General features: G+C 63.9%; 24 protein-coding genes. 9 read left to right on the top strand and 15 right to left on the bottom strand.

Annotation, left to right across the window (positions count from 1 at the left end; genetic code table 11):
- Both QM797_RS06475 and QM797_RS06470 read right to left on the bottom strand, forming a co-directional pair.
- Entirely contained in the window at positions 1 to 879 is an 879-nt protein-coding gene (locus QM797_RS06475; RefSeq protein ID WP_283274385.1) for an SDR family NAD(P)-dependent oxidoreductase, read from the bottom strand.
- Positions 879 to 1,883, bottom strand: coding sequence for an alpha/beta hydrolase (locus QM797_RS06470; RefSeq protein ID WP_283274384.1), 1,005 nt, complete (start codon positions 1,881 to 1,883; stop codon positions 879 to 881). Before QM797_RS06470 ends, QM797_RS06475 begins: the two co-directional genes overlap by 1 nt.
- A 112-nt stretch (positions 1,884 to 1,995) precedes the next feature.
- Between QM797_RS06470 and QM797_RS06465 the strand changes: the two genes are divergently transcribed.
- Positions 1,996 to 3,084 (top strand): ferredoxin--NADP reductase, encoded by a 1,089-nt coding sequence (locus QM797_RS06465; protein WP_283275301.1) that lies wholly within the window; start codon positions 1,996 to 1,998, stop codon positions 3,082 to 3,084.
- Positions 3,085 to 3,100: 16 nt separating this feature from the next.
- On the opposite strand, the gene QM797_RS06460 is transcribed toward QM797_RS06465, so the two are convergent.
- The 3 genes from QM797_RS06460 to QM797_RS06450 are packed head-to-tail and all read right to left on the bottom strand — an operon-like array spanning position 3,101 to position 6,153.
- Complete coding sequence (locus tag QM797_RS06460) at positions 3,101 to 3,778, bottom strand: TetR/AcrR family transcriptional regulator (RefSeq protein ID WP_283274383.1); 678 nt, start codon at positions 3,776 to 3,778, stop codon at positions 3,101 to 3,103.
- Positions 3,775 to 4,596, bottom strand: a complete 822-nt coding sequence (locus QM797_RS06455) for an alpha/beta fold hydrolase (RefSeq protein ID WP_283274382.1) — start codon at positions 4,594 to 4,596, stop codon at positions 3,775 to 3,777. The genes QM797_RS06460 and QM797_RS06455 overlap by 4 nt, the downstream gene beginning before the upstream one ends.
- A 21-nt stretch (positions 4,597 to 4,617) precedes the next feature.
- Entirely contained in the window at positions 4,618 to 6,153 is a 1,536-nt protein-coding gene (locus tag QM797_RS06450) for a flavin-containing monooxygenase (RefSeq protein WP_283274381.1), read from the bottom strand.
- 199 nt (positions 6,154 to 6,352) lie between these two features.
- On the opposite strand from QM797_RS06450, the gene QM797_RS06445 reads away from it, so the two are divergent.
- The gene (locus QM797_RS06445; RefSeq protein ID WP_283274378.1) at positions 6,353 to 6,547 is read left to right on the top strand and encodes a hypothetical protein; all 195 of its coding nucleotides are present in this window, start codon (positions 6,353 to 6,355) and stop codon (positions 6,545 to 6,547) included.
- Positions 6,548 to 6,747: 200 nt separating this feature from the next.
- The gene (locus QM797_RS26225) at positions 6,748 to 7,326 is read left to right on the top strand and encodes a CsbD family protein (protein WP_349307183.1); all 579 of its coding nucleotides are present in this window, start codon (positions 6,748 to 6,750) and stop codon (positions 7,324 to 7,326) included.
- Positions 7,327 to 7,379: 53 nt separating this feature from the next.
- Here the strand turns inward: QM797_RS26225 and QM797_RS06435 are convergent, their stop codons facing one another.
- Positions 7,380 to 7,676 (bottom strand): hypothetical protein, encoded by a 297-nt coding sequence (locus QM797_RS06435; RefSeq protein WP_283274377.1) that lies wholly within the window; start codon positions 7,674 to 7,676, stop codon positions 7,380 to 7,382.
- Between the two features lie 104 nt (positions 7,677 to 7,780).
- Positions 7,781 to 8,746 carry an alpha/beta hydrolase gene (locus QM797_RS06430; RefSeq protein WP_502942295.1) on the bottom strand — a complete coding sequence of 322 codons (966 nt, stop codon included), beginning with the start codon at positions 8,744 to 8,746 and terminating at the stop codon, positions 7,781 to 7,783.
- 416 nt (positions 8,747 to 9,162) lie between these two features.
- Between QM797_RS06430 and QM797_RS06425 the strand changes: the two genes are divergently transcribed.
- On the top strand, positions 9,163 to 9,558 hold the full coding sequence (locus QM797_RS06425; RefSeq protein WP_283274375.1) for a hypothetical protein: 396 nt from the start codon (positions 9,163 to 9,165) through the stop codon (positions 9,556 to 9,558).
- Positions 9,559 to 9,637: 79 nt separating this feature from the next.
- Here the strand turns inward: QM797_RS06425 and QM797_RS06420 are convergent, their stop codons facing one another.
- The 3 genes from QM797_RS06420 to QM797_RS06410 form a co-directional block, all read right to left on the bottom strand.
- A complete protein-coding gene (locus QM797_RS06420; RefSeq protein WP_283274374.1) occupies positions 9,638 to 10,945 on the bottom strand; it encodes an NAD(P)/FAD-dependent oxidoreductase in 1,308 nt (435 codons plus the stop codon).
- A 129-nt stretch (positions 10,946 to 11,074) separates the two neighbouring features.
- On the bottom strand, positions 11,075 to 11,692 hold the full coding sequence (locus QM797_RS06415; RefSeq protein ID WP_283274373.1) for a DUF305 domain-containing protein: 618 nt from the start codon (positions 11,690 to 11,692) through the stop codon (positions 11,075 to 11,077).
- Between the two features lie 82 nt (positions 11,693 to 11,774).
- Entirely contained in the window at positions 11,775 to 12,170 is a 396-nt protein-coding gene (locus QM797_RS06410) for a DUF6153 family protein (protein ID WP_283274372.1), read from the bottom strand.
- A 150-nt stretch (positions 12,171 to 12,320) separates the two neighbouring features.
- On the opposite strand from QM797_RS06410, the gene QM797_RS06405 reads away from it, so the two are divergent.
- Positions 12,321 to 13,199: a universal stress protein gene (locus QM797_RS06405; RefSeq protein ID WP_283274371.1), complete on the top strand. Its 879-nt coding sequence runs from the start codon at positions 12,321 to 12,323 to the stop codon at positions 13,197 to 13,199.
- Positions 13,196 to 15,601, top strand: a complete 2,406-nt coding sequence (locus tag QM797_RS06400) for a phosphoketolase family protein (protein WP_283274370.1) — start codon at positions 13,196 to 13,198, stop codon at positions 15,599 to 15,601. The genes QM797_RS06405 and QM797_RS06400 overlap by 4 nt, the downstream gene beginning before the upstream one ends.
- Positions 15,602 to 15,641: 40 nt before the next feature.
- On the opposite strand, the gene QM797_RS06395 is transcribed toward QM797_RS06400, so the two are convergent.
- A complete protein-coding gene (locus tag QM797_RS06395) occupies positions 15,642 to 16,310 on the bottom strand; it encodes a GAP family protein (RefSeq protein WP_283274369.1) in 669 nt (222 codons plus the stop codon).
- 55 nt (positions 16,311 to 16,365) lie between these two features.
- Between QM797_RS06395 and QM797_RS06390 the strand changes: the two genes are divergently transcribed.
- Positions 16,366 to 16,950 carry a TetR/AcrR family transcriptional regulator gene (locus tag QM797_RS06390; protein ID WP_283274368.1) on the top strand — a complete coding sequence of 195 codons (585 nt, stop codon included), beginning with the start codon at positions 16,366 to 16,368 and terminating at the stop codon, positions 16,948 to 16,950.
- 27 nt (positions 16,951 to 16,977) lie between these two features.
- Here the strand turns inward: QM797_RS06390 and QM797_RS06385 are convergent, their stop codons facing one another.
- The 4 genes from QM797_RS06385 to QM797_RS06370 form a co-directional block, all read right to left on the bottom strand.
- Positions 16,978 to 17,862 (bottom strand): universal stress protein, encoded by an 885-nt coding sequence (locus tag QM797_RS06385; protein ID WP_283274367.1) that lies wholly within the window; start codon positions 17,860 to 17,862, stop codon positions 16,978 to 16,980.
- Positions 17,859 to 18,701 (bottom strand): universal stress protein, encoded by an 843-nt coding sequence (locus QM797_RS06380; protein WP_283274366.1) that lies wholly within the window; start codon positions 18,699 to 18,701, stop codon positions 17,859 to 17,861. Before QM797_RS06380 ends, QM797_RS06385 begins: the two co-directional genes overlap by 4 nt.
- Positions 18,702 to 18,820: 119 nt before the next feature.
- On the bottom strand, positions 18,821 to 20,527 hold the full coding sequence (locus QM797_RS06375; RefSeq protein ID WP_283274364.1) for a sensor histidine kinase: 1,707 nt from the start codon (positions 20,525 to 20,527) through the stop codon (positions 18,821 to 18,823).
- A complete protein-coding gene (locus tag QM797_RS06370) occupies positions 20,520 to 21,191 on the bottom strand; it encodes a response regulator (RefSeq protein WP_283275300.1) in 672 nt (223 codons plus the stop codon). The genes QM797_RS06375 and QM797_RS06370 overlap by 8 nt, the downstream gene beginning before the upstream one ends.
- 196 nt (positions 21,192 to 21,387) lie before the next feature.
- Here QM797_RS06370 and QM797_RS06365 point away from each other — a divergent pair, with 196 nt between their 5' ends.
- On the top strand, positions 21,388 to 22,356 hold the full coding sequence (locus QM797_RS06365) for a universal stress protein (RefSeq protein ID WP_283274363.1): 969 nt from the start codon (positions 21,388 to 21,390) through the stop codon (positions 22,354 to 22,356).
- Positions 22,357 to 22,464: 108 nt separating this feature from the next.
- A complete protein-coding gene (locus tag QM797_RS06360) occupies positions 22,465 to 22,977 on the top strand; it encodes a flavodoxin domain-containing protein (RefSeq protein WP_283274362.1) in 513 nt (170 codons plus the stop codon).
- Positions 22,978 to 23,056 lie beyond the last annotated feature (79 nt).

Here is a 23,056-nt window from a genome sequence, read left to right as displayed (position 1 = left end):
TCAGGCTCCTGTGGTTGTCGAGGTGAGTGATTCGTTCTTCGCCGGCTGCTGGTCGGCGGGCATCACACGATTGAGCAATCCGAGAAAGCGCACGTACACGGCGGGCAGCAGTCTCTTGAATCGCCAGACGGCTTTGGCGTCGAACTGGGGCACGACGTAGAGCCGGCCTCGATCGAAGGCGTCGAGCGTTCGGGCAGCGATCTTGTCGGGAGACCGTCCGGTCCAGCGCATCGCGAACTCGGCCAGCCGGGACGAACTCGCGGTGATCCGGCCGTCGACGGCAACGTTGGTCTTGACGAACGTGGGACACAGGACCGACACCCGCACACCGGTACCCGAGAATTCCGCCGCCATCGTTTCCGACAGGCTCATCACTGCGGCCTTGCCGACGTTGTACGGACCCATCAGCGGCGCAGCGGCAAAGCCTGCGGCGGACGCGACGTTGATGATCCCGCCCTCACCGGCGGCCCGAACCCCAGGCGTGAACACCTCGCAGCCGTGGATCACACCCCACAGGTTGATTCCCAAGGCCCAGTTCCAGTCCTCGAAACCGATGTTGCCGACGGGCTTTCCGCCGATGCCGACGCCTGCGTTGTTGATGAGCACCGTAGTGGGACCGTCGAATTCGATGCCGGCACGCAGCGCCAGTTCCTCGACGTTCTCGCGTATCGACACATCGCATTCGACGGCGTATCCAATGGCCCCGAGTGCGTTCACCATCGCGACGGTCTCTTGCGCCCGCGACAACGAGATGTCGGCGCACATGACGGTTCCTCCACGCCGTGCCAGTTCGAGTGCGAACGCCCGGCCGATGCCGCTGCCTGCACCGGTCACTACCGCTCTCGACCCGTACGAGGGTCTTTCGGCCTTGCTTCTCATCAGCTCACCTGTTCCTTCGAATCATTTTGAACGACTTGGTTGTCGAGCGCATGGGTGATGAACTCGGCTGCATGCTCGAGCGCCTTCTCGGCCTCGGGTATCAACCTCGGGAGAGCGTGGAACACGTGCATCTGATCGGGCCAGACCTCGAGTTCGCTTCGTCCGCCTCCCGTCTCGATCATGGCGTGCAGGTGCCGCGCATCACCCCGCAGCATTTCGGCTCCGCCCACCTGGATCAGCGTCGGTGGCAGCTCTCGCACACGTCCGAGATCGAGCCGTAGTCGCGGGAGGCTCGAGTCGTGGCCGTCGGTGTAGAGCAAGACCAGTCCTCGCGCTGCCTTCGCTGAAATCATCGGGTCCTTGCGAGTGCGCTCCATCCGGGCCGAGAGCTCGAAGTCGAGATCGATCAGCGGTGAGAACAGCACCATCGCTCCCGGTTGCGGCGTGCTGGTTCGGTCGTTCTCGATGAGCAGGTCTGCAGCCAGGTGGCCGCCGGCCGAGTCCCCGGCGATGACGATGTCTGCTGCGTCGTACCCCTGACCGAGCAGCCAGCGGTATGCGGCTTCGAGGTCGTCGGCCGCGGCGGGAAACGGGTGTTCCGGGGCGAGCCGATAGTCCACCGTGAACACCGGCAGACCCGTGGACCTGGACAACCTCGCTGTGAGACCACGATGCGTCCGCGCCGAGCAGATGACGTAGGCGCTGCCATGGATGTAGAGAATCACGCGTGGCCCCGGTGTCAGGCCGGGCGCACGCACCCACTCGCCACGCACCGGGCCGTCGGCCACGAGGTCCACTCTCGCACCCTTGGGGACGGGTCCGAACAGGTTCATCGAGGTAGCGACGAGGCGTCGGGAGAACTCGATACCCCTGCTGGACGTCGGAAGCAGGTTCGTGATCGGGCGCAGAGTCAGCCGAGTCATCAAGGCAGCCAGACGGGTTCGCCGAGACGCGGCACTGAATGCGCCGCGAGGCAGGTGGTCGTCGTCGGTGGTCGAAGTCACGTCATCACCTTCAACCGCTATTCGCCATTTGTCAATGGACTATTAATTGGTGGCGAAGTGTGCGACAGTGTCGTTCGACACCGAAAGCGCAAGGGAGCGAGCACACGTGACGATGTTCAGGAGCGCGGCACCGGCAGACCTCGATGCGTCTGCCATCGGTACAGAGAACGGGATCTTCGAGCTGGAGATCGCCGAGGTGACCCGTGAAACCGAGGATGCGATCTCCCTCGGCTTTGCGATCCCCGAGCACCGAGAAGCGCACCTCCGGTACGAGCCGGGGCAATTTCTCACCCTAGAGATTCCGTGCACCGACGGCGGCTCGGTGGCCCGCTGCTACTCCTTCTCCAGCTCCCCGGTACATGACCGGTACCCCACCGTGACCGTGAAGCGAATCCAGGACGGGTTGGCGTCACACTGGTTGCACAACAATGCCGTTCGCGGAATGCGACTCAAGGCGCTGAAGCCGTCGGGCATGTTCGGTCCCGAGAACTGGGACGTCGACTACGTCCTCATGGCGGCCGGCAGCGGAATCACCCCGATGATGTCGATCCTCGACACCGCCCTGTTGCGGCACGACAACCGGATCACCCTCGTGTACGCCAATCAGAATCCCGACTCGGTGATCTTCGCGGAACGACTGACCGAATTGCAGTCTCGCTTCCCCGAACGACTCGAGGTGCACCACTGGTACACCTCCGACTCGGGGTTGCCCACCGCTGCCGGACTGGCCTCGATGGGCGCGGCAATTCCGGCCGACTGCGAGGCCTTCCTGTGCGGGCCAACGCAATACATGAACGTCGCCGAGGAGTGGCTCTCCCGCACCGGCACCACGGCTCACAGAACACATCGCGAGGTGTTTTCCTCCTTCGACTCCAATCCATTTCGGACCGCCGACACTGCATTGTCCCACGAGACGGATGCCAACTCCGTCACCGCACAGGTCGAGATCGACGGAACGGAGACAGAGTTCGCCTGGAATGCGGACACCAAGCTGCTCGACCGACTCCTCGAGCTCGGTCTCGACCCTCCGTACGTGTGCCGCGAAGGAAGCTGCGGCGGTTGCGCATTCACGCTCACCGAGGGCACCGTGACAATGCTCGCCAACGAGACGCTCGACGAGCACGAACTCCAGCACGGCGTCCGATTGGCCTGCCAGTCCGTGCCCGATTCCACAACCGTGCGTGCGGTGTTCGACCGCTGATGCCGGAGGAGGGCGCTCAGCCCTCGAGCGTCAACGAGTGAGTCTCCGAGGTGAAGGTCGCGACCGATCCCGCAGCGCGCGCTATTCCTGCGATTCCGCCCCAGACCATCATGGTGAGGTAGTCGACGAGTTCGTCGGCCGCCATGGTTCGATCGAAGATCCACCAGTGTGACGCCAACCGGACCGCGCCGATCATGGCGAAAGCGATGGGCATCGAGCCGGCCGTCGAGAACTGCCGTTCTCGAAATCTGTCGGCGATAACGGTGGCCAGCAAGTCTGCGATCAGCCCCTCCGCCGCAGTGATGATGTCCTGATTGCCACTGACGGCATTGTTGGCGTGGACGTAGATGTAGATGTCGGGATCGGTGGCGACCGTCGTGACATAGGCACAGATCACCGCCCGGGTGAGCTGGTACTCGTCGAGGTCCTCGGAGATCGCGTCCTGAATCCGCGGCACCAGTGCAGTCTCGACGTATCGAGCCATCGCAGCGTCGGCGAGACCCTTCTTGTCCGCGAAGTGTTTGTACAGAACGGTTTTCGAGACGCCATTCGCTGCGGCGATGGCATCCATACCCACGTCGTGTCCGTGCTCACGAATCGCTGCCAGTGTGCGATCGAGCAGTTCACGTCGCCGGGTGATTCTGTGATCGCGCCACCGGTCGCTTCGCCCGTCGACCTTGACCGCCACGCTCATGCCGACTGAGATACCGCTCGTGATCCCCTCAGCAGAATCGACGCCACCAGCTCGGGATCGTCCGACATCGGGACGTGCCCGAGCCCCGGGTACGTCGTCACTTCGGCCTGCGGAAAGGTTCGACGCACCAGCGGTGCCTGATACACCGGAAGAACCAAGTCGCGACGGCCCCACGCGACGGTGACGGGAACCGTCTTGTCGACCGGAATGCTGAAGCGCGGCACTGCATTTCCGGCTGCGTCGATCGCGCGGTTGGTGGTGATGCTGAGTGCGTCGATCGTGGCCGTCTCCGCGGGAACTCGCCACGGCTTGGCGTAGAACACGCCGTTGGCGACAGTGCGTCCGAGGACCGAACGCATGATTGCGGGCGCGATCGGGCTGATGACTCGCGACAAGGCCCGCAGCAAACGAAACACCAGCAGCGCCCGCGTCTGATCCCAGTGGCCGCGGAAGAAGCCGGCCGGCGAGAGTGCGGTGGCCGAGGCGACCGACCCGCGGGCAGCGAGTTCGAGTGCGAAGTATCCGCCCAGCGAATTCCCGGCCACGTGCGGCTTCTCGCCGTCAACGGCAACATGCTCGAGAAAGCGCTCCAGTTCGGCCACGATCCAGGGACCGAGATCGAATGCTTCGGTGGGCAGTTCCGGTGAATCGCCGTGGCCGGGCAGATCCACCGTCACCACTCGCCGGTGCCGCGCCAGTGTCTCGATGACACTGTCCCACGCGTGTTGCCGGTGAACTATGCCGTGGATCAGCACCAGAGTCGGTCCCTCACCGCGGATGGTGTGCGCCAGCGCGGGACCGTCGATCTCGAAAGTCATTGCGATCCAATCTCTTCTCGTCTACCCGGTGCGAGCGTCTACCGATGCGGGGCCGGCCACCGTCGCAGGCACGGTCCGCCCGAACGTCATCGATTCGGTCAGATCGTCGAACCGCGCATCGATTCTGTCGAGAATATAGTTCTGGCGCACCGACCAGGGCCGTTCGGTCCCCGATTTCGGTAGCTCGTCGAGCGAGCGGGTGACGTATCCCGATGCGAGGTCGACGACCGGCCGAGATTCCACGGGCTTGCCTGCCCGGTCGGGAATCGCATGGGTGTAGCCGTGAGTGCGCATGTACAAAAGCAGTTTTGCCACTGCCTGGGCCGTCATGTCGGCCTTGAGCGTCCACGATGCATTCGTGTACCCGATGCACCAGGCGACGTTGGGCACATCTTCGAGCATGTGCCCCTTGTAGACGAACTTGTCGTGCGCATCGAATCGCTTTCCGTCGAGCGAGAGCTCGATGCCGCCGAATGCCTGCAGCTTCAAGCCCGTTGCGGTGACAATGATGTCGGCGGGGATCTCGTCGCCCGATTCCAGCAGGATGCCGTCGGCGGTCACCCTGGCAATTCGGTCGGTCACCACGGTCGCGCGACCGGAGCGGATGGCCTTGAACAGATCGCCGTCGGGCACGACGCACAGGCGCTGATCCCACGGGGCGTACGTCGGTTTGAAGTGCTTGTCGACGTCGTACCCCTGCGGCAGTTGAGCTTTCGTCATGGTGCGGAACACCAAGCGAGCAGTTTTCGGTGCACGTCGGCACAGTTGATACGAGCCGACCATCAACAGTGCATTTCGCCATCGCAGCGCACTGTGAGCAAGTGCGTCCGGTAGTACGCGCTGAGTGATCGTGGTGAACGGATCGGTCATCGGTAGTGATGCGATGTAGGTCGGTGAACGCTGCAGCATCGTCACCGATGCGGCGTCGGCCGCAAGCGTCGGCACCAATGTGATTGCAGTTGCGCCACTCCCGACCACGACGACCCGCTTGCCGGAGTGGTCGAGGTCCTCGGGCCACTGCTGCGGGTGCACCACCTGTCCGCTGAACTCGTCGAGCCCGGGAAGGTCGGGGGTGTACCCGCCCGAATAGTCGAAATAGCCGGTACACAGGAATACGAAGCGGCTGCGGTAAGTCTTCGGAACGCCGTCCGACAACGTCTCGACAGTCCACAGGTCCGTCGACGAATCCCAGTTCGCTGCCCTGACCGAGGTCGAGAAGTGTGTGTGCTCGTCGATTCCGTTGCCGTAGACGGTATCGACGATGTAGTTACGGATGTCCTCACCATGAGCGAGCAGCGTGTCTCCCCGCCACGGGGTGTGCGGGAACGAAAAGGTGAAAATGTCGCTGTCCGAACGTATTCCGGGGTATCGGAACAGGTCCCAGGTTCCGCCTGGTCGCTCGCGACCTTCGAGGATCGCATAGCTCAGCTCCGGTGCCATGTGCTGCAGTCGATACGCCGCGCCGACGCCCGATATGCCGGCACCGATGATGAGCACGTCCTCGAAATTTTCGACCGAACTGTCGGCCTCTGGCCATCGACCCGGACTTGCCGTCACGTCATGCCTCGCTGTCTCACCGAGCACCTTCGCGATTCGACCGATCGAGCAGAAGACCGCGACCTACATCACACAATGTGCCATTGACGAATGGCTATGTCAATGGCAACGTTCATAGAACCTCGAAGACAGGAACTGCCATGAACCTCATGACCGCCGCCAAGAGTGGAGCCTGCGGAACGACCCATGGGCTCATTGGATGCGCCTCCAGCGCGCTCGAAATCAGTACCTGATGACTCCCGTGGTGGTCGGGGCCGCAGGAGTCATCGCCCTGATCTTGCTTACATCGCGCGGTTCCGGCTTGGACTTCGACCGACGTTCGGTCTCGACGGCCTACGCGTCGGGAACAGCGCGCGCTGCCCGCCGAACGCGCAGGCTCCGATCGAAGACATAGGTGCCCGTCGGCTACCTGGGATGCCCACGGTCAAGGGGACGAAGTCGGCCTCGAGCCTGCCCGCCGATAATGACCCGAAACACGCCTCGTCGGACGTATGTTTCGGAGCGTCGATTTCGACTCATACTTATCGGCGTTGTAAGCGACGCCCCCAGCTCCGGGTTTGCCGGAGATTACCTACACGAAAGAGGTACGCACCGATGGCCGACTTCATCGACAAGGCTCAGCACAAGGCAGAGGAACTGGCCGGGACTGCGAAGGAGAAGGTCGGCGAGGCCACCGGTGACGACAGCCTCCGCGCCGAGGGTGCAACGGATCAGGCCAAGGCCAACACCCACCAGGCTGCGGACTCCGTGTCCGACGCGGCCGAGAACGTTGCCGACACCGCAGCCGATGCCGCCAAGGAGGCCAAGCATGCAGCCGCCGACGTCGCAGACAAGGCCGCTGACGTGGCAGAGGATGTCAAGAACACCGTCAAGGACAAGGTTCAGAACGTCGATGTCGACGACGTGAAGGAGAAGGCCTCCCAGGTCACCGACAAGGCCTCCGCCGTCGCCGGCGACGTCAAGAACACGGTTCGCAACATCGACAGCGACGATGTGGCCCAGGCCGCGAAGGTCGGCACTCCGGTCATAGCCGCCATTGCCGCCGCAGCCGGTGCCGTCGCGTTCGTACTGATTCGTCGACGCAACCGTCGCCGCAGCGCCGCGCACCTGTTCGTTCCGTCGAAGCGCACCACCCGCAAGCTTGCCAAGAAGGCACGCAAGCACAGCTTCTGAAGGTGAATACACGAAAGCCCCGCCTTGTCGTTCGAGGCGGGGCTTTGTTGTCTCTAGAGCGGCTTGAGCGCCCGGCTGGGCACCCAGTGCGTGACGGTTTCACAGCGATCGCGTGACATCAGCTCGTACGTGACTCGGCCAAGCCAGTCGCCGTCCACGGTGATGGACCATTCCACCAGATCGCCCGGCACAACGCGTCGAACATCGAATCCTTCGGGGTTGAACTTCGACGCGTGGTGTGGCGGCAGTGGGTAGAGGATGTTCAGGTCGATCCACACCTTCAGTGGCGGTCGAAGCAACTTGAAGGGGCGCACGGCGGACGCCGGTCGAGGTTGCGCGCGCCGTGCCATCGTTCGATCATACGTTCGATTACGGCTTCGATCTACACACCCGGAAACGAACATCGGCCCCTCGCACGTGATGTGCGAGGGGCCGATGTCGTGCTCTGCGAAGATCAGATACCGAGCGATCCCGCCAGGAACGGCCAGGACTTGTGCAGGTCGTCCTGCCAGTAACCCCAGGAGTGGTTGCCGACCGGACGGAAGTCGACGGTGGCCGGGATTCCGAGCTGGTCCAGACGCTTCGCCAGGTTCGACGTGCAGAAGTTGGTGGCCACCTCGATACCGCCACCGACGATGACCTGGTTGGCGAGAGTCGCCGGGTCGTTGTTCAAGCGCGGGTTGGCGTAGGTGTCGTTCGGAATGCCAGGCAGGCCGCTACCGGTGCTCATGTAGATCTGCGTGCCGCGGAGCTTCTCTGCGTTGAGCAGTGGGTCGTTCTCGCGCCACACGGGCCCGTCGAGCGGTCCCCACATGTTCTCGACGTTGCCGCCGCCGTACGTCTCGACGACGAGCTTGACGAACTGCTGGCCGATCGGGTCCGAGGTCTGTGCGCAGCCACTGTATGCCGCGACGCCGGTGAACTTGCCCGGGTACTTGATGGCGAGGTTCAGCACGGAGGTGCCGGTCATGGACAGCGCCGCGAGCGACTGGCGCCCGTTGGTGTCGAACTGCGCGTCGATCAGCGGGGGCAGTTCTTCGCCGAGGAAGGTGCTCCACTTGTTGCTACCGAGCTTCGGATCGTCCTTCAGCCAGTCGGTGTAGTACGCCCACTTCCCCTTCTGCGGGGTCACGATCCAGGCGTTCTTGTCCGACAAGAAGGCCTCGGCGTCGGTCTGCGACTGCCACGAAGCGGCATCCTCGCCGCCGCCTGCACCGTTGAGCAGGTACAGCACCGGACGCGACACGCTCTCGTCGGCGGGCCGCTGCACCGTGACCGGAATGGTGCGGTTCATCGACGCGGAGAAGACCTCCAACTGGACCTGCTTGTTGTCGAGAGTGTTCACCGACTCGATGCGGGATCCGTTGCTCGACTGGGTCGTCGCTGCGGGAAGTTCGTCCGCCGACGCGACGGGCGTCATCAGCGCGGTCGGAAGAATCGCCACTGCGAGGGCGACGGCCGTAGCCGAACCGATTCGCCGGAAGCCGTGTCGTCGAGATCGTGGCACGCTGTTTCACCTTTTCGTCGAGTTACACCGGTCGAGTTTCTACATCGGCCGAAGATGAGGTGACGTTACCTCGAGCAACCGACCGTGGAGTCATGGACCGGAAGAATCCGACACCCGATCGTGATGCTCCGGATTGCCCATGCGAATCGCGAAACGACAGGCCACGACGACGATCACCGACCGGTCTCGGTGTAGGCCCACCCTGCACATCGTTGCCGCCACAGGCCCGTAGCGATCCGTCGCCGTCATGGTTGTCAGATGTAGATGTGTTCCCACGGGACGGGTGTCTGTGGTCTATTGGGGGCCGAACACGTAGAGGAGTGCATCGAATGTTTCGTCGTATCGCTGTCACCGCGGCTGTCGTAGCCGGTGCCGCCGCCCTCGGAACGGGTACCGCCAATGCCGACGAGTGGCCCACTCCGCCGCCGTATCCGAGCCCGACGGCTCCGCAGGACGTCACCGGATTCCTGACGCCTCAGGACCCGGACTACTGGAATCCGTTCGTCAGCAAGAACCGTCTGACTTCGCCGTACGGAAACAGCACTCGCATCGTCTGCACCGGTTTCCACGGCGTGCTGGGCTCTTGCTGGCAAGCCGACTCGAATGGCAACCCGCACAAGCTGATTCTGTTGAACATGAACTACCCGGGTTCGACGGGCCAACTGCTCCCCGGCGGCGGCCCAGGGCACTTCGTCTACCCCGGCTTCATCCCCGGCATCGGCTGACCCGCACCTGGTTGTTCAGCATCGTCGCCCGGTCGCGGAATCCCGCCGATCGGCGTCGATCCTGAACCATGGGGTCCCCCTAGTTGTACGGCTTGCGCGCCGTTGCCGGGTCGCCATAGGTGATGGCGCGTTCGCGTCTGGTTCCGGTGGCCAGGGTTGCGGCCCAGTTGATCAGCGTCCCGACGCGATTGCGGTTGCCGGCCAGGAACGCGATGTGGATGACGCCCCACGATACCCAGCCCAGGAATCCCGACATCTTCAGCGGCCCGGCCTGTACCAGCGCGTGTCCGCGCGCGATGTAGGCCGCGGTGCCGAGGTCGCGGTACTTGAAATCCGAACGCGCAGAACCGGATACGTCGGCCGCGATCGCAGCGCCCGCAGCTTTACCACCCTGCATCGCGACTTCTGCCACTCCGGCGAGCTTGTTCAGCGACATGATGTCTCCGACGACGAAGACGTTCCGGTGTCCCGGGATCGACAGGTCGGGCTGCACGGCGATGCGTCCCGATCGGTCCTGCTCCACGCCCATCGCGTCGGCGAGTTGCTTCACGAACGGAACAGCTTCCACGCCTGCGGTCCACAGCACTGTGTGAGTGTCGTAGCGAGTGACCGTCTTCGGTTCGGCCTTGGCCGTCACTTCGACGTCGGTGGCCGTGACATCAGTGACGTGAACCCCGAGATGTGTTTCCACACCGACGGTGTCGAGGGTGCGCTGCGCCTTCTTCGTCAACGAGTCCGGGAACGTTTCGAGTACGCGGTCGCCGCCGTGAAAGAGGAGCACCCGAGCTTCGGACGGGTGGATCGAATCGAACTCCTTCGCCAACGCTCTGGTGGCGAGTTCCCGTATCTGGCCGGCAAGTTCGACGCCCGTCGGGCCTCCCCCGGCGACGGCGAAGGTGAGCCACGGCCGACGCTCCTCGGCGGTGGGGAGGGATTCTGCCATCTCGAAGGCGGAGATCAACTTTCGCCTGATTGCGAGGGCGTCGTCGAGGGTCTTCATGCCCGGCGCCCACTGCACGTATTCGTCGTGGCCGTGATAGGCCTGCTGCATTCCGACCGCGACGACGAGGTAATCGTAGGGCAGCTCGAAGGTCGACCCGTCGAATCGACTGGCCGTCACCACTCCGCCGTCGCCGACGGCGGTAACGGACGTCGCTTCGCCCAGTGCCACATACACGTTCTTCTGTTTGCGCAGCAGGTGTCGTAGGGGGCTGGCGATCGAGCCCTCGGACACCAGGCCGGTGGCGCACTGATAGAGCAACGGCTGAAAGACGTGGGAGGTACCTCGCTCGAGCACGGTCACATCGACCTCCTCGTTGCGCAGACGTCGCGCGGCATGAAGTCCGCCGAACCCGCCGCCGAGCACCAGAACACGTGGACGTGCCATCTGAACGTTCTCCCTCGGACCGACCTGCGGAGAAGGATTCTCCGAGTGTTCAGCGTACTCGAGCAGGCCCATCGCGACGCCAGTGCCGCACCCCCGATGAGAGGGTGCGGCCTTTGGTGTCGATGCAGATCAGCCGAGCAACGCCCGCATGGTGTCGACTTCCTGCTGCTGCGTGGCCACGATCGTGCGGGCCATCTCCTGTGCGTCCGCGTTTGAGCCGTCCGCGATTTCGACGTTCGCCATCTCGATCGCGCCGGTGTGATGGGCAATCATCATCGTCAACCACTGACGGTCGAACTCCGCACCCGACAGAGCAGTCAACGCATCCATGTCCTGTTGGGACATCATGCCCATGCCCGAGCTGTGGTCCATTCCGCTCATCTCACCCATGTCGGACGAGGGTGCGGGCTGACCCCATTCGGCGAGCCATGCCGTCATCCGGTCCATTTCCGGTTGCTGCGCGGCTTCTATCGCCGACGCCAACGTCAGGATGTCGGGGTTGTCGGTGCGGCCCTCGGCCATCGCGGCCATCTCGACCGCCTGCTCGTGATGCGGGTACATCATCTGCGCGAACATCACATCGGCATCGTTGAACTCCGCCGACGCGTTCGCCGATGCTGATGACGAGGCGGACGAGGATGAACTCCCCGCCGTCGCCGAGTCCGACGAGCTGTCGCTACTACAACCGACGACGAGGAATGCGCTCACGGTGGCGGTAGCCAGCGCAGCGACCAGTTTGGTACGCATGTGAATCTCCTTGCACAAGTGACGAAAACAGGGGTGGATGTCTGTCGATCCGCCGATGGACGCGTGCCCACCGGGCTCCCTGTCACACTCGCAAGGTCACCGATCTGTCCAACTCCCAGAGTGTCCACGGCGGCGCACGCTCCGAGATGGAATCGGTGCGTCCGCCGACACCGCCCTCCGACATGAACGGGTGGACACCATCGACGCTCGTCGATGCGACCGACAGCGCAGGCCACGACACCGTGGTTCCCGCGCAGGGATGCATCATCTGATGTGCGGACGGGCAGTCGGGCTCAGCGGCACCCACCTGAACCGGATCCTCGTGGTGAGATATCGACGCCATGGCTGCGTGTTCGCTGCTTGCCGACATGGTCGGTGTCACCGAGTGCATCAGCAACACCCCGAAGATCGTGAGTGCGATCAGCAATCCGGTCACCGAGGCAAAGCCCGGGCGACTGCGTCGGATCACTGAATGCATGTCACCGACGATAGCAATAGATACCCCCTAGGGGTAGCGGGCTGGGACTTCCGCCGACCACCGAAGGACTTCCGCCTCTGTCGGCGATGGTCCGCTCCGGGCAATGCTCGTCGTGTATCCGCACACGACAGTCAATGGACGGGATTACACATGAATGCATCGAGCCGAGTCGTTGTCGGAGTCGACGGATCTGCCACATCGTTCGACGCGGTCCGTTGGGCAACGCACGAGGCACTTCGACGTCACACATCGCTCGAGGTGATTACGTCGTCTCTGTTCGCGCCCGGAACCTACGGTGACGCCGTCGGCCTTCGGGTGGGTGCATTCTCCGATCCCGACGTCGAGGCCAAGCGGGTGTTGACCGAGGCAACCGACGTGGTGCGCAGCGCATTGGACGGGCAACCACTCCAGCTCGAGACCCGCCTCGAGCACGGCTCCGCCGCCCGGGTCCTCACCAATCTCGAGGTGAAGCCTGCCATGATCGTCCTCGGTTCGAGGGGACTCGGCGAATTCACCGGCGGACTGATGGGGTCGGTCGGCAGTGCCGTTCTCGCACATGCCACATGTCCCGTCGCGGTGATCAAACCTGGCGGCGTCGTCGACGGTCCGATCATCGTCGGAGTGGACTGCACCTCCAGTAGCCAGCCTGCCATCGGATTCGCGTTGAAGGAAGCGTCACTGCGAGGCGTCGACCTCGTCGCGGTGCACGCATGGAGCGACTTGGAGCTCGGCAGCGTCCTGACTCGCGACGACGATGGTCCGTGGGCGAACTCCGACTTCGCCGAACGAACGTCATTGGCCGAGAGCCTGGCCGGATGGTCGGCCGACTACCCGGATGTCGTGATCCAGCGAGTGGTGGTTCAGGACAGGCCGGTCAGAGAACTGCTGCACGCATCCGAGATGGCCCAGTTGGTCGTTGTGGGTAGCAGGGGCAGAGGCGGTTTCGCGTCACTGCTCCTCGGGTCGACCGCACGCGCGGTGGTCCACTCCGTCGATGCCCCCGTCGTTGTCGTTCCCACCGAACGATGACCGCCCTGTCGCTCGAAACGGACTACAGCCCGGACGAGTTGGATGCAGATCTACGCTACTGGGCTGCCGCGAACTATCTGACGGTCGCCCAGATCTATCTGCAGGACAACGTGTTGCTGCGACGCCCCCTGGAGGTCGCAGATATCAAGCCCCGTCTGCTCGGGCATTGGGGCACCAGTCCCGGGCTGTCGATGATCTACACGCTGATCAATCGTCTCATCTGCCGAACCGGTACGGACTGGCTCTACGTCACCGGTCCCGGCCACGGCGGCCCCGCACTGGTCGCGAACACCTACCTCGAAGGCACGTACAGCGAGATCTATCCGAACATCTCACTCGACCACGACGGTGTGCGTCGTCTGTGTCGGCAATTCTCCACTCCCGGAGGCATTCCGAGCCATGTGAGCGTGCAGACCCCCGGCAGCATCCACGAGGGCGGCGAACTGGGCTATGCGCTGATCCACGCCGCGGGTGCCGCATTCGACAACCCCGACCTGGTGGTCGCCTGTGTCGTCGGCGACGGTGAGGCCGAAACCGGTCCGCTGTCGGGCTCGTGGAAGATCCCGGCCTTTCTCAATCCGATTCGTGACGGCGCAGTGTTGCCCATTCTGCATCTCAACGACGCCAAAATCTCCGGTCCGACCGTACTCGGGCGCAGCACCGACCAGGCAATTGCCGACTATCTCGGTGGTCAGGGCTGGGCACCGATCTTCGTCGAGGGGGAGGATCCGCGAGAGGTGTTCCCGGCCTTGGAATTTGCTCTCACCAGCGCGCACGACACGATCGAGAGAATCCAACGTGCGGCCCGCGCCGGCGAACCGCACCACGGCATCGAGTGGCCTGCAATCGTGCTGCGCACCCCGAAGGGGTGGACCGGACCACACGAGGTCGACGGCAAGCTGATCGAGGGCACCCACTGGGCCCATCAGGTGCCGCTGTCCGGTGTTCGTGAGAATCCGTCGCATCTGGCGCAGCTCGAGAAGTGGCTGCTCTCGTACGATCCGCGATCCCTCTTCGACGACAACGGCACCCCACTGCAATCCATCCGCGAGCTCTCCCCCACGGGTGACCAGAGGCTCGGGTCCACCCCCCATGCCAACGGCGGCCTCCTGTTGCAGCCCTTGGTCATTCGAGAGCTCGAGAACTACGCACTCACCGTCGAATCCCCGGGGCGCACCTCGCACGAGACGACCACCGTACTCGGAGAGATGATGCGCGACATCTACCTCGACAACGCACACCCCCACGGCGGCGGTAACTTTCGCCTGTTCTGCCCAGACGAAACCGCCAGCAACCGACTCCAGGCCGTGTTCGAGGCGACCGATCGATGCTGGCAGCTACCGACCACCGAGTTCGACGACAACCTGGCCCCCGACGGCCGCGTCATGGAGGTCCTCAGCGAGCATCTCTGTGAGGGCTGGCTCGAGGCGTACCTGCTGTCGGGTCGACACGGATTGTTCGCCAGCTACGAGGCATTCGCGATGGTGAGCGTATCGATGTTGATCCAGCACACCAAGTGGCTGCAGCATGCGAGCTCTCTCCCCTGGCGAGCGCCCGTCGCGTCACTGAACGTGTTGCTCACCAGCACATGCTGGCGCAACGATCACAACGGTTTCAGCCACCAGGGTCCCGGACTGATCGACGCGGTGATTCCGTTGGCCCCCGAGGTCGTGCGCGTGTGGCTCCCGCCCGACTCGAATACGCTGCTCGCCGTCGCCGACCACTGCTTCCGCAGCCGTGGTCACGTCAACGTGTTGGTAGTGGACAAGCAGAGCCATCCCCAGTATCTGACGCTCACCGAGGCTCGCGCGCATGCAGCAGCCGGTGCATCGCGGTGGGACTGGGCCGGTACCGAGAACACCGGTACCGAGAACACCGATATACCAACCGATCCCGAGATCGTGTTGGCGTGCGCCGGCGACGTGCCGACCGAGGAAACCCTCGCGGCGGCCGACCTGCTTCGTACGTGGACGCCCGGCCTGCGGGTGCGCGTGGTCAACGTCATCGATCTGATGGCACTGCTGCCCGTCGTCGATCATCCGCACGGCTTCTCCGACGAACAGTTCGTCGATCTGTTCACCGATGCGGTCGATGTGGTCTTCGCGTTTCACGGCTACCCGCGGGCCGTGCACCAGTTGCTGCACGGCCGCCCGAACGCACAGCGTTTCCATGTTCGCGGCTTCATCGAACAGGGCACCACCACAACGCCGTTCGACATGGTGGTGCTGAACAAGATCAGTCGGTACCACCTGGCTCTCGAAGCGCTCGATCGCGCGTCGAGCGAACCGAACGGTGGTGCGGAGCTTCGACAGTTCTGCAAAGACCAACTGATCCGGCACGACGGCTACATCCGGGAGCATTTCGAGGATATGCCCGAGATTCGGCAGTGGCGGTGGTCGTGACTGTGTTCGCGGTGCGATGAGCGGCTCTGGAAACGGAGCGTCAGATCACGAACGCCACGGTTCCGACAGCGCACGCAAGGAGCGCAAGAGCGGCTGCGACCGGCACCGATCGTGGCTGCGGGCGCTCACCGCCCAGTCGGTCGTACACGCGCTGCAATCGTGCGGTGATGCGGTCGCGCCAGACCAGCCCCGCGCCGAGCAGGGTCAGGCACGGGATGCAGTACACGAGCGCGTAGACCGCCAGCACTGCGATACCGGTGCCGACCGGGACTTCTTCGGCGTTGAGTCGTTCGATGGCGATCAGGTAAGGGAAGGCGTTCGGTAGATCTGCGCCGGTCGCGACGACCCCCAGCGGCGCCGCTGTCCACGGACCGAACCACGGCGGAAGGCGCACCGCGGCTCGAATCCGCGGACGCAGTCGCTTGACCGCGCTGATCAGCAGGATCACAGCGGCGAGGAGCAGGGCAATCCGACGCACCCAGGCCGCACCGGACTCTACGACACCGCCTATCGCGTCGCTTCCTACGTACAGTCCGGCACCGACGGCGAGGACTACTGCATAGGCACCTGCGACGGACGCCCCGGCCGTGACACCGGGGCGGCGGATCGGGGCGAGCAGAATCAAGGTCACGCCCGCGATGGTGGCCGGGTTGAGCGAGTCCACGGCGGCGAGTCCAGCGATAGTGGCGAGCAGTCCAGCGGTCAGCATGAGACGATAGTAGAGCATATGAGACTCATACGTCTCATATGCGTAGGATGGGTCCATGAGCAGCGATCGAGCCACGCGACCCAAGGGGGCGGATGTGTTCGACGACGCCGTTTCCGCTGCGGCAGCGAGACACCTTGCATTGTTCCCCGCCGCGTCGATGCAGGAGTTGGCTGCCGCGGCCGGCGTCTCCCGTGCGACGCTGTTTCGCCGCTTCCCGTCTCGGGAAGCGTTGGTGGTGGAGCTGTGCGAAGCCGCGGTGCGGGCGTTCGTCGGCATTGTCGACGCGACCGACCCGGGCCGGGGCACACCGACGGCGGCCCTGGCGCGGGTCGTGTCCGAGTTGGCGGAGCTCGGCCCGATGGTCGGCCTGCTTGGGCTACAGCCGCTGGCCGAACATGTCGAATCGGCACTGCTGGAACAGATCTCCGCTGCGGAAGGACGTTTGCGCCACTTGATCCGCCGCGGGCAGGAAGCTGGCGAATTCAGGGTGGAGGTCGACCCGGAATGGTTTCTGACGATGTCGACCTGGTTGATGGTCGGAAGTGCCGACAGTGTGCGGTTGGGACGGCTGACGCCCGCAAGTGGGCAAAGGCATCTGACAGCGACGATCGAGGCGACAGTGTTACGACCGCGGCACTGAAACGACAATCAATCGAACCGAGAACGGTTACCCGCGGGCGACGATCAACGGACAGTCGACGCGGTGGGCCAGGGATCTGACGGTGGACCCGAGCAGCAGACCGCTGAAGCCACTGCGTCCACTCGATCCGACGACGACAGCCTGCGCGCGCAGCGACACCTCGAGTATCTTCTCGACGATGTTGCCGTGCAGAACGGTTCGTTCCACCGTCACATCGGGATACTGCTCGCTCCAGCCGGACAGGCTCTCCGCCAACACTGTTCGGCCGTTGGACTCGATCGCGTCGAACCTGTCCGTCGCGGACGCGTCGGGCGACGAGACGAGTCGGTCCGTCGACACGTGCACTGCCACCAGTCCGGTACCTCGAAGCGAGGCTTCCTCGAAAGCCAACCGGACGGCCTTCTGGATGTGCGCCGACGCGTCGACTCCGAGGACCACCGGTCTTCGCACCGAGTGCAACTCGACGCTTCCCGGCACGATGGCAACCGGGCACTGCGCCTGCACGGCGACCGCCGTGCTCACCGAGCCGAGCAGTTCGGCGAAGTACTCGCCGTTGCCGCGCGAGCCGACGACCATCATCGAAGCATCCGAGGACTCGTCGAGCATGGACTGAATGGTCGGTCCGACAATCGATTCGGTCGTTATCGTCAGTGCGTTCGGATTCTCGACCGATCGCCTTGCCACCAGCGACGCCGATGCCAGAATCGACTCTGCGGCTGCCTTCTCCTCGGACCCGATGTGGGATGGGAGTGCGACGAAGCTGGTGTACAGCGCTTTGACTTGATACGCGGACACCAACTTCAGCGGGGCGCAGCGTAGCTCTGCCGCACGTGCAGCCCAGCCGACCGCGTCGAGTGACGAACTGGACCCGTCGACACCGACGACGATCGCCTTCGAGCCGGAGGTACTCATGCGTGCGGGACGACGAGGACGGGGCACTCTGCGTGCCGCAGGACGGTGGTCAATGTATTTCCCGGAACGCGATCGCGCTCGTGGCCGAGCACCAGCAGCTGTGCGGTGTCGGACACCGCGATCAACTCCGATCCCGAGTCGGCCTCGGCGTAGAGCGACGCCACGCGTACCGAGGGGTAGTCCGCACCGAAGGGCTCCAGCCGGACGTCCATCGCCGATTCGGGGTGTAGATGGTCGACCGGACCACTGATGGCGCTGGCCAGAATGGTCGAGACCTTCTGGGTGTGCACGGCCAACACGTTGGCCCCGCGTATAGCGGCTTCCCGAAATGCCTGCGCCACGACGACATCTGTTGCCGAGACCTTCGCGTCTCCCAATGCGGCGACGACTGCGCCGCCGCGTTCGGCGTCGAAGGTACGGACGATCGCCACGGGATGGGCCGAGCATTCGACCACGGTATGCACCACGGATCCGAGAATCCATGCGGCTATGGAGTTCTCGGTAGTCGTACCCAACACCGTCAGGCACGCAGATGCTGCTTCGGACAGCATCACCGTCTCCGGTCGGCCCTGCAGCACGACTGCTTCCACGATGACGGTCGGATCGCTCGTCTTCGCCACGATCGCGGCACGGTCCAATACGGTGCGGGCGTAGTCACCGTCCACGTCGGGTGCGCCGTACACTGTTTCGCGCTGAATGTGGGGTTGGATCACGTGCACCAGACGCAAAGACGTTCCGCGACCGCGAGCCTCGCAGACGGCAAAGCGGACTGCATCGAGCGCGGCCGTCGATCCGTCGATTCCGACCACAACGGGTCCGGTGGTGTATGCGATGTTCATCGGTTCCTCTCGGTGCTGCGACGATAGGTTCTGCAGCTTCATCGAGAACGCTACGAGCGCACACCCACTCGATGCAGCGGCCAGAGGTCACCGAAACAGGTGACCAACGACTGCACCTGTCAGGGCAGCGGTACCGACCAGGTCACCTCGGTGCCGCTGCCGGAAGGGCCGGGGCCGATGTTCATCGATCCACCGCACTCGACGGCACGGGCACCGAGGTTGGACAGTCCGCTGGCGGTGGTGTCCTCGGGCATTCCGATCCCGTTGTCCGACACGACGATCTGCATGTCGTCGCCCACCGACAAAGCAACGGTCACAGTGTCGCCCCGAGCGTGATGAACAACGTTGCTGACCGTCTCGCGGACGACGGCAACGGCATGATCGGCGAGCTTGGTGTCGACGACCGACAGGGGTCCGAACATCCGCACGACGGCACGGATATCGACGTTCTCGGTGAGTTCGAGTACCGCACTGTTGACGCGTTGGCGCAACCGTGTTGCCGAGTGAGATGTGCTCTGCAGGTCGAAGATCGTCGTCCGAATGTCCTGCACAGTGTCCTGCAGATCGTCGATCGTTCGCGACAACCGCTGCCTGATGTCCTCGGATTCGGTGCGCTGCAAGGTGCTCTGTAAAGCCAAGCCGGCAGCGAAGATTCGTTGAATCACGTGGTCGTGCAGGTCGCGGGCGATGCGGTCTCGGTCGGACAACACTTCGAGTTCCTGCACCCGACGGCTGGCGTCGGCGATCTGCATCACCAGTGCCGCTTGATTCGCGAAGCTCGAGACCAGCTCGAGTTGGGCATCGTCGAACGTTTCCCGCCCCTCGGTGCGCAGCACCACCAAGACACCACTGACGCCCTCGGCAACGCGGAAAGGTGAAATCAGTGCGGGCCCGAAATCAGAGCCCAACTTCTTCGTTCCGTATTGGAGTCGCTTTTTACGCAGGGGTGTTCGGCGTCGAAACGCCATTCCTGAGCTCGAACCCTCGATCGGAATGACCGCGCCCACCATCAGATCGGACCCGAGCCCCTCGCTGACCGTGACGACGAGGTGCGTGACCTCTTCGAACGTCTGGTCGACGTCCTCGGGAACCGCAATGAACGCCGCGTCGGAATCGGTCAGATGCAACGCCTTACGAGACACCATCTGCAGCACCTCGTCGATATCAGTCCCGGCGAGGAGCTCGGTGCCGATGTCCCGAGTTGCCTCCATCCACGCCTGACGTACACGCGAGTCCTCGTACAGTCGGGAATTCTCGATGGCGATACCGGCCGCCGACGCCAGAGCCTTCGTGACGACCTCGTCGTCCTCGGTGAACTGCTTACCGTTCGTCTTCTCGGTGAGGTAGAGGTTGCCGAAAATCTCGTCACGAACCCGAATCGGCACGCCCAGAAATGTTTTCATCGGCGGATGATGCGGCGGGAACCCCACCGACTCGGGGTGCGCAGATAGGTCCTTCAGGCGGAGCACTCTCGGCTCGTCGATCAGCAGCCCGAGCACCCCGCGGCCGGTAGGAAGCGGGCCGATCGCGACGCGGGTATCCTCGTCCATGCCGTGATTGATGAACGCACTCAATCCATGACCGTCGCCCCGCACTCCGAGCGCACCGTACCGAGCGTCGACGAGTTCGACGGCCGATTCCACGATCGAGCGCAACGTCACTTCCAGATCGAGGCCGGACGTGATGACGAGCATGGCGTCGAGCAGTCCATCGGCTTGAATCCTGGCATCGGCGATCCGGCCTATCCGGACCTGAACCTCGGCCAACAGCTCGCCGAGTCTCAGTTGCGGTAGGGACGATCCACTGTTCTCCTGCGGATCATCCATCCCGCGACCCCTGTTGTTGCCCGGTCGCCGGAGTTGTATCGGCGAGCTTCGACGCGTACACCGCAGCCTGAGTACGCCTTTCCATCCCGAGCTTGGCGAGCAGCCGCGAGACGTAGTTCTTCACCGTCTTCTCCGCCAGGAACATCCTGGCCGCGATCTGCCTGTTGGTCAGGCCTTCACCCAGCAGATCCAGCAGTGTCCTCTCCTGACTGGTCAGATGATCGATCGGTCCGGGGGTCGCCGTTCCGGCCCTCAGTTTGTCCATCAACGCCGCGGCCGCACGATTGTCGAGCAGCGACCGTCCGGAACCGACGTCCTTTATCGCTCGGGTCAGTTCCATGCCGGTGATGTCCTTGACGACATAGCCGCTCGCGCCCGCGAGTATCGCGTCGAGCATGGCCTGGTCCTCGGTGAACGAGGTCAGCATCATGGTCTTGAGGTTCGGCAGGCGATCGAGAAGTTCGCGGCACAGTTCGATGCCGTTGCCGTCCGGCAGGCGCACGTCGAGCACGGCAACGTCCGGCTGCAAGGCCGGGATACGGGCCAGCGCCTGCGCACAACTGCCCGCCTCACCGATGACCTCGAGGTCAGGATCGGAGTCGATGAGGTCGATCAGACCGCGCCGCACGATCTCGTGATCGTCTACCAAGAACACCGTGACCACGGCGACACCCCTCACCTGCGTCCACGGTGGGCGCCTCGACTCCCGAGCCTACGGGTCGTAGGCACGGGCAGCCTGACCTTTCGTCACCGAAACAGGTGACCGAAGTCCTCTGTGCCGGTGTTCTTCTCCTGCCGCGCCCGAGGCCGTGCGAGGCGTCTGATGAATGTTCCGACACCACGACCGAGGAGGTCACACGATGGGTTCACTACCGACCGTCGTCGGAGTCGACGGATCAGCTGCAGCCTTGGATGCGGTGCGCTGGGCAGTTCTCGACGCGCACTTGCACATGTCCGATCTGGTTCTCGTCTCGGCGATGTCGTTACCGAAGGCCCTGACCGGGGTGGGCGTACTCCCGGAACCCGTTGTCGAGCAATCGAATTCCGAGATCAGAAAAATACTCGACGAGGCAGCGGCGATAGCTGCCGATGAGAATGCGACGGTCGACACCAAAACCGTCTCGTCCGAAAGCTCGGCAGTTGCGACACTGCTCGACCTGTCGACCACTTCCCGCATGGTCGTCATCGCCACCCGGGGCCTCGGCGGTGCCGAACAGCGATCACTCGGGTCGATCGGTTTTGCCGTCACAACCCATGCTCGATGCCCTGTCACGGTGGTGCGTGGCTGGTCCGGCGACGGCGTCGACCACTCGAGTCATCCGGTGGTCGTCGGGGTGGACGGAACGACGGCGAGCGCGGCGGCGGTGGAGCTGGCATTCGAGGAGGCCGATGTGCGATCGGCCCCGCTGACCGCGGTGCACTCCTGGTCCGACGCGGATCTGTCGATCGGATTCCCGATCCGAGGACTGGAATGGCCGGAGAATCGTCCGGCTGCCGCCGGTCAGCTGGCCCACATGCTCGGGCCGCAGACAGTTCGGTACCCGACGGTGCCAGTGCGAACCGTGGTGGTCAAAGACCGGCCGGTGCAGGCACTCCTCGATCATGCACAGGGCGCTCAACTACTCGTGATCGGAAGTCACGGGCGCGGCGGCTACGGAGAGATGATGCTTGGCTCGACCAGCCGGTCGTTGCTGGCACGCGCGCATTGCCCGGTCACCGTCGTCCCGTCGCCCGGTCGCCGACTCGCGCGAATCACTGGTAATGGCACCGAATACCTCGATGGGAGCCTTGGCCATGTCGAGCAGTTCGGCGACCGGTCTGGGTCCTAAGTCCCTGTTGTCCGACGCTTCAGCCCGGCAGTCTGGTGTCAGAACGCGCATCCGGGCGACATCGCACACCATGACCGGTCCCTGGAAACTCGAGAAAGAAAGGCCATCATGCGCATCCTGATCGCGACGGCAAGCCGTCATGGTTCCACCCGTGAACTCGGGCAATGGCTGGGTTCGTCGATCACCAAGCGGCTGGCGAGCTCCGCGGTATCGGCGACAGTCGATGTCCGTGACGCCGCCGATGTGGACAGCATCGCCGAGTACGACGCCGTAGTCATTGGAAGTGGTGTCTACCTGGGCCGTTGGCTCGGCGATGCCCGATCCTTGGTTGCCCGTGAGCAAGCCGAACTCGAGACCAGGCCGGTGTGGCTGTTCTCGAGTGGTCCCATCGGTGCCGGCCTGCAGCCCAAGACGAAATCCAAATGGAGTGAGGCGTCCTGGGCGATCGAGCACAAGGTGTTCGGCGGCAAGTTGGATCGGTCGACGCTGTCGAGGTTCGAGCGAGTGGTGGTTCGGATGATCGAGGCCGGCGACGGAGACGACAGGTCACGCGCCGAGGTCGACGAGTGGGCGGGTGCCATCTGCGCCGCCTTGGCTGCCTCCACCCCTAGCACCCTTTGACAGTCCCGAGCATCGATCCCTTTATCCCTCAGCCTCTTTGGAAGTAGTCATGCCAAGATCATCAATGCGCGGAAGCAGA

This window comes from Rhodococcus sp. IEGM 1381, assembly GCF_030056795.1.
GTDB lineage: Bacteria > Actinomycetota > Actinomycetes > Mycobacteriales > Mycobacteriaceae > Rhodococcoides.
Note: the sequence above shows the minus strand (reverse complement) of the source record. Positions and strands in the feature narration are given on the sequence as shown.

Excerpts from the sequence above, each read along its gene's own strand:
- QM797_RS26225 (WP_349307183.1), top strand. The coding sequence starts at position 6,748 with ATGGCCGACTTCATCGACAAGGCTCAGCACAAGGCAGAGGAACTGGCC.
- QM797_RS06410 (WP_283274372.1), bottom strand. The coding sequence starts at position 12,170 with ATGCATTCAGTGATCCGACGCAGTCGCCCGGGCTTTGCCTCGGTGACC.
- QM797_RS06400 (WP_283274370.1), top strand. The coding sequence starts at position 13,196 with ATGACCGCCCTGTCGCTCGAAACGGACTACAGCCCGGACGAGTTGGAT.
- QM797_RS06425 (WP_283274375.1), top strand. The coding sequence starts at position 9,163 with ATGTTTCGTCGTATCGCTGTCACCGCGGCTGTCGTAGCCGGTGCCGCC.
- QM797_RS06460 (WP_283274383.1), bottom strand. The coding sequence starts at position 3,778 with ATGAGCGTGGCGGTCAAGGTCGACGGGCGAAGCGACCGGTGGCGCGAT.
- QM797_RS06475 (WP_283274385.1), bottom strand. The coding sequence starts at position 879 with ATGAGAAGCAAGGCCGAAAGACCCTCGTACGGGTCGAGAGCGGTAGTG.
- QM797_RS06365 (WP_283274363.1), top strand. The coding sequence starts at position 21,388 with ATGGGTTCACTACCGACCGTCGTCGGAGTCGACGGATCAGCTGCAGCC.
- QM797_RS06380 (WP_283274366.1), bottom strand. The coding sequence starts at position 18,701 with ATGAACATCGCATACACCACCGGACCCGTTGTGGTCGGAATCGACGGA.
- QM797_RS06445 (WP_283274378.1), top strand. The coding sequence starts at position 6,353 with ATGCGCCTCCAGCGCGCTCGAAATCAGTACCTGATGACTCCCGTGGTG.
- QM797_RS06360 (WP_283274362.1), top strand. The coding sequence starts at position 22,465 with ATGCGCATCCTGATCGCGACGGCAAGCCGTCATGGTTCCACCCGTGAA.
- QM797_RS06430 (WP_502942295.1), bottom strand. The coding sequence starts at position 8,746 with ATGACGCCCGTCGCGTCGGCGGACGAACTTCCCGCAGCGACGACCCAG.
- QM797_RS06375 (WP_283274364.1), bottom strand. The coding sequence starts at position 20,527 with ATGGATGATCCGCAGGAGAACAGTGGATCGTCCCTACCGCAACTGAGA.
- QM797_RS06415 (WP_283274373.1), bottom strand. The coding sequence starts at position 11,692 with ATGCGTACCAAACTGGTCGCTGCGCTGGCTACCGCCACCGTGAGCGCA.
- QM797_RS06465 (WP_283275301.1), top strand. The coding sequence starts at position 1,996 with ATGTTCAGGAGCGCGGCACCGGCAGACCTCGATGCGTCTGCCATCGGT.
- QM797_RS06455 (WP_283274382.1), bottom strand. The coding sequence starts at position 4,596 with ATGACTTTCGAGATCGACGGTCCCGCGCTGGCGCACACCATCCGCGGT.
- QM797_RS06435 (WP_283274377.1), bottom strand. The coding sequence starts at position 7,676 with ATGGCACGGCGCGCGCAACCTCGACCGGCGTCCGCCGTGCGCCCCTTC.
- QM797_RS06405 (WP_283274371.1), top strand. The coding sequence starts at position 12,321 with ATGAATGCATCGAGCCGAGTCGTTGTCGGAGTCGACGGATCTGCCACA.
- QM797_RS06390 (WP_283274368.1), top strand. The coding sequence starts at position 16,366 with ATGAGCAGCGATCGAGCCACGCGACCCAAGGGGGCGGATGTGTTCGAC.
- QM797_RS06385 (WP_283274367.1), bottom strand. The coding sequence starts at position 17,862 with ATGAGTACCTCCGGCTCGAAGGCGATCGTCGTCGGTGTCGACGGGTCC.
- QM797_RS06420 (WP_283274374.1), bottom strand. The coding sequence starts at position 10,945 with ATGGCACGTCCACGTGTTCTGGTGCTCGGCGGCGGGTTCGGCGGACTT.
- QM797_RS06395 (WP_283274369.1), bottom strand. The coding sequence starts at position 16,310 with ATGCTGACCGCTGGACTGCTCGCCACTATCGCTGGACTCGCCGCCGTG.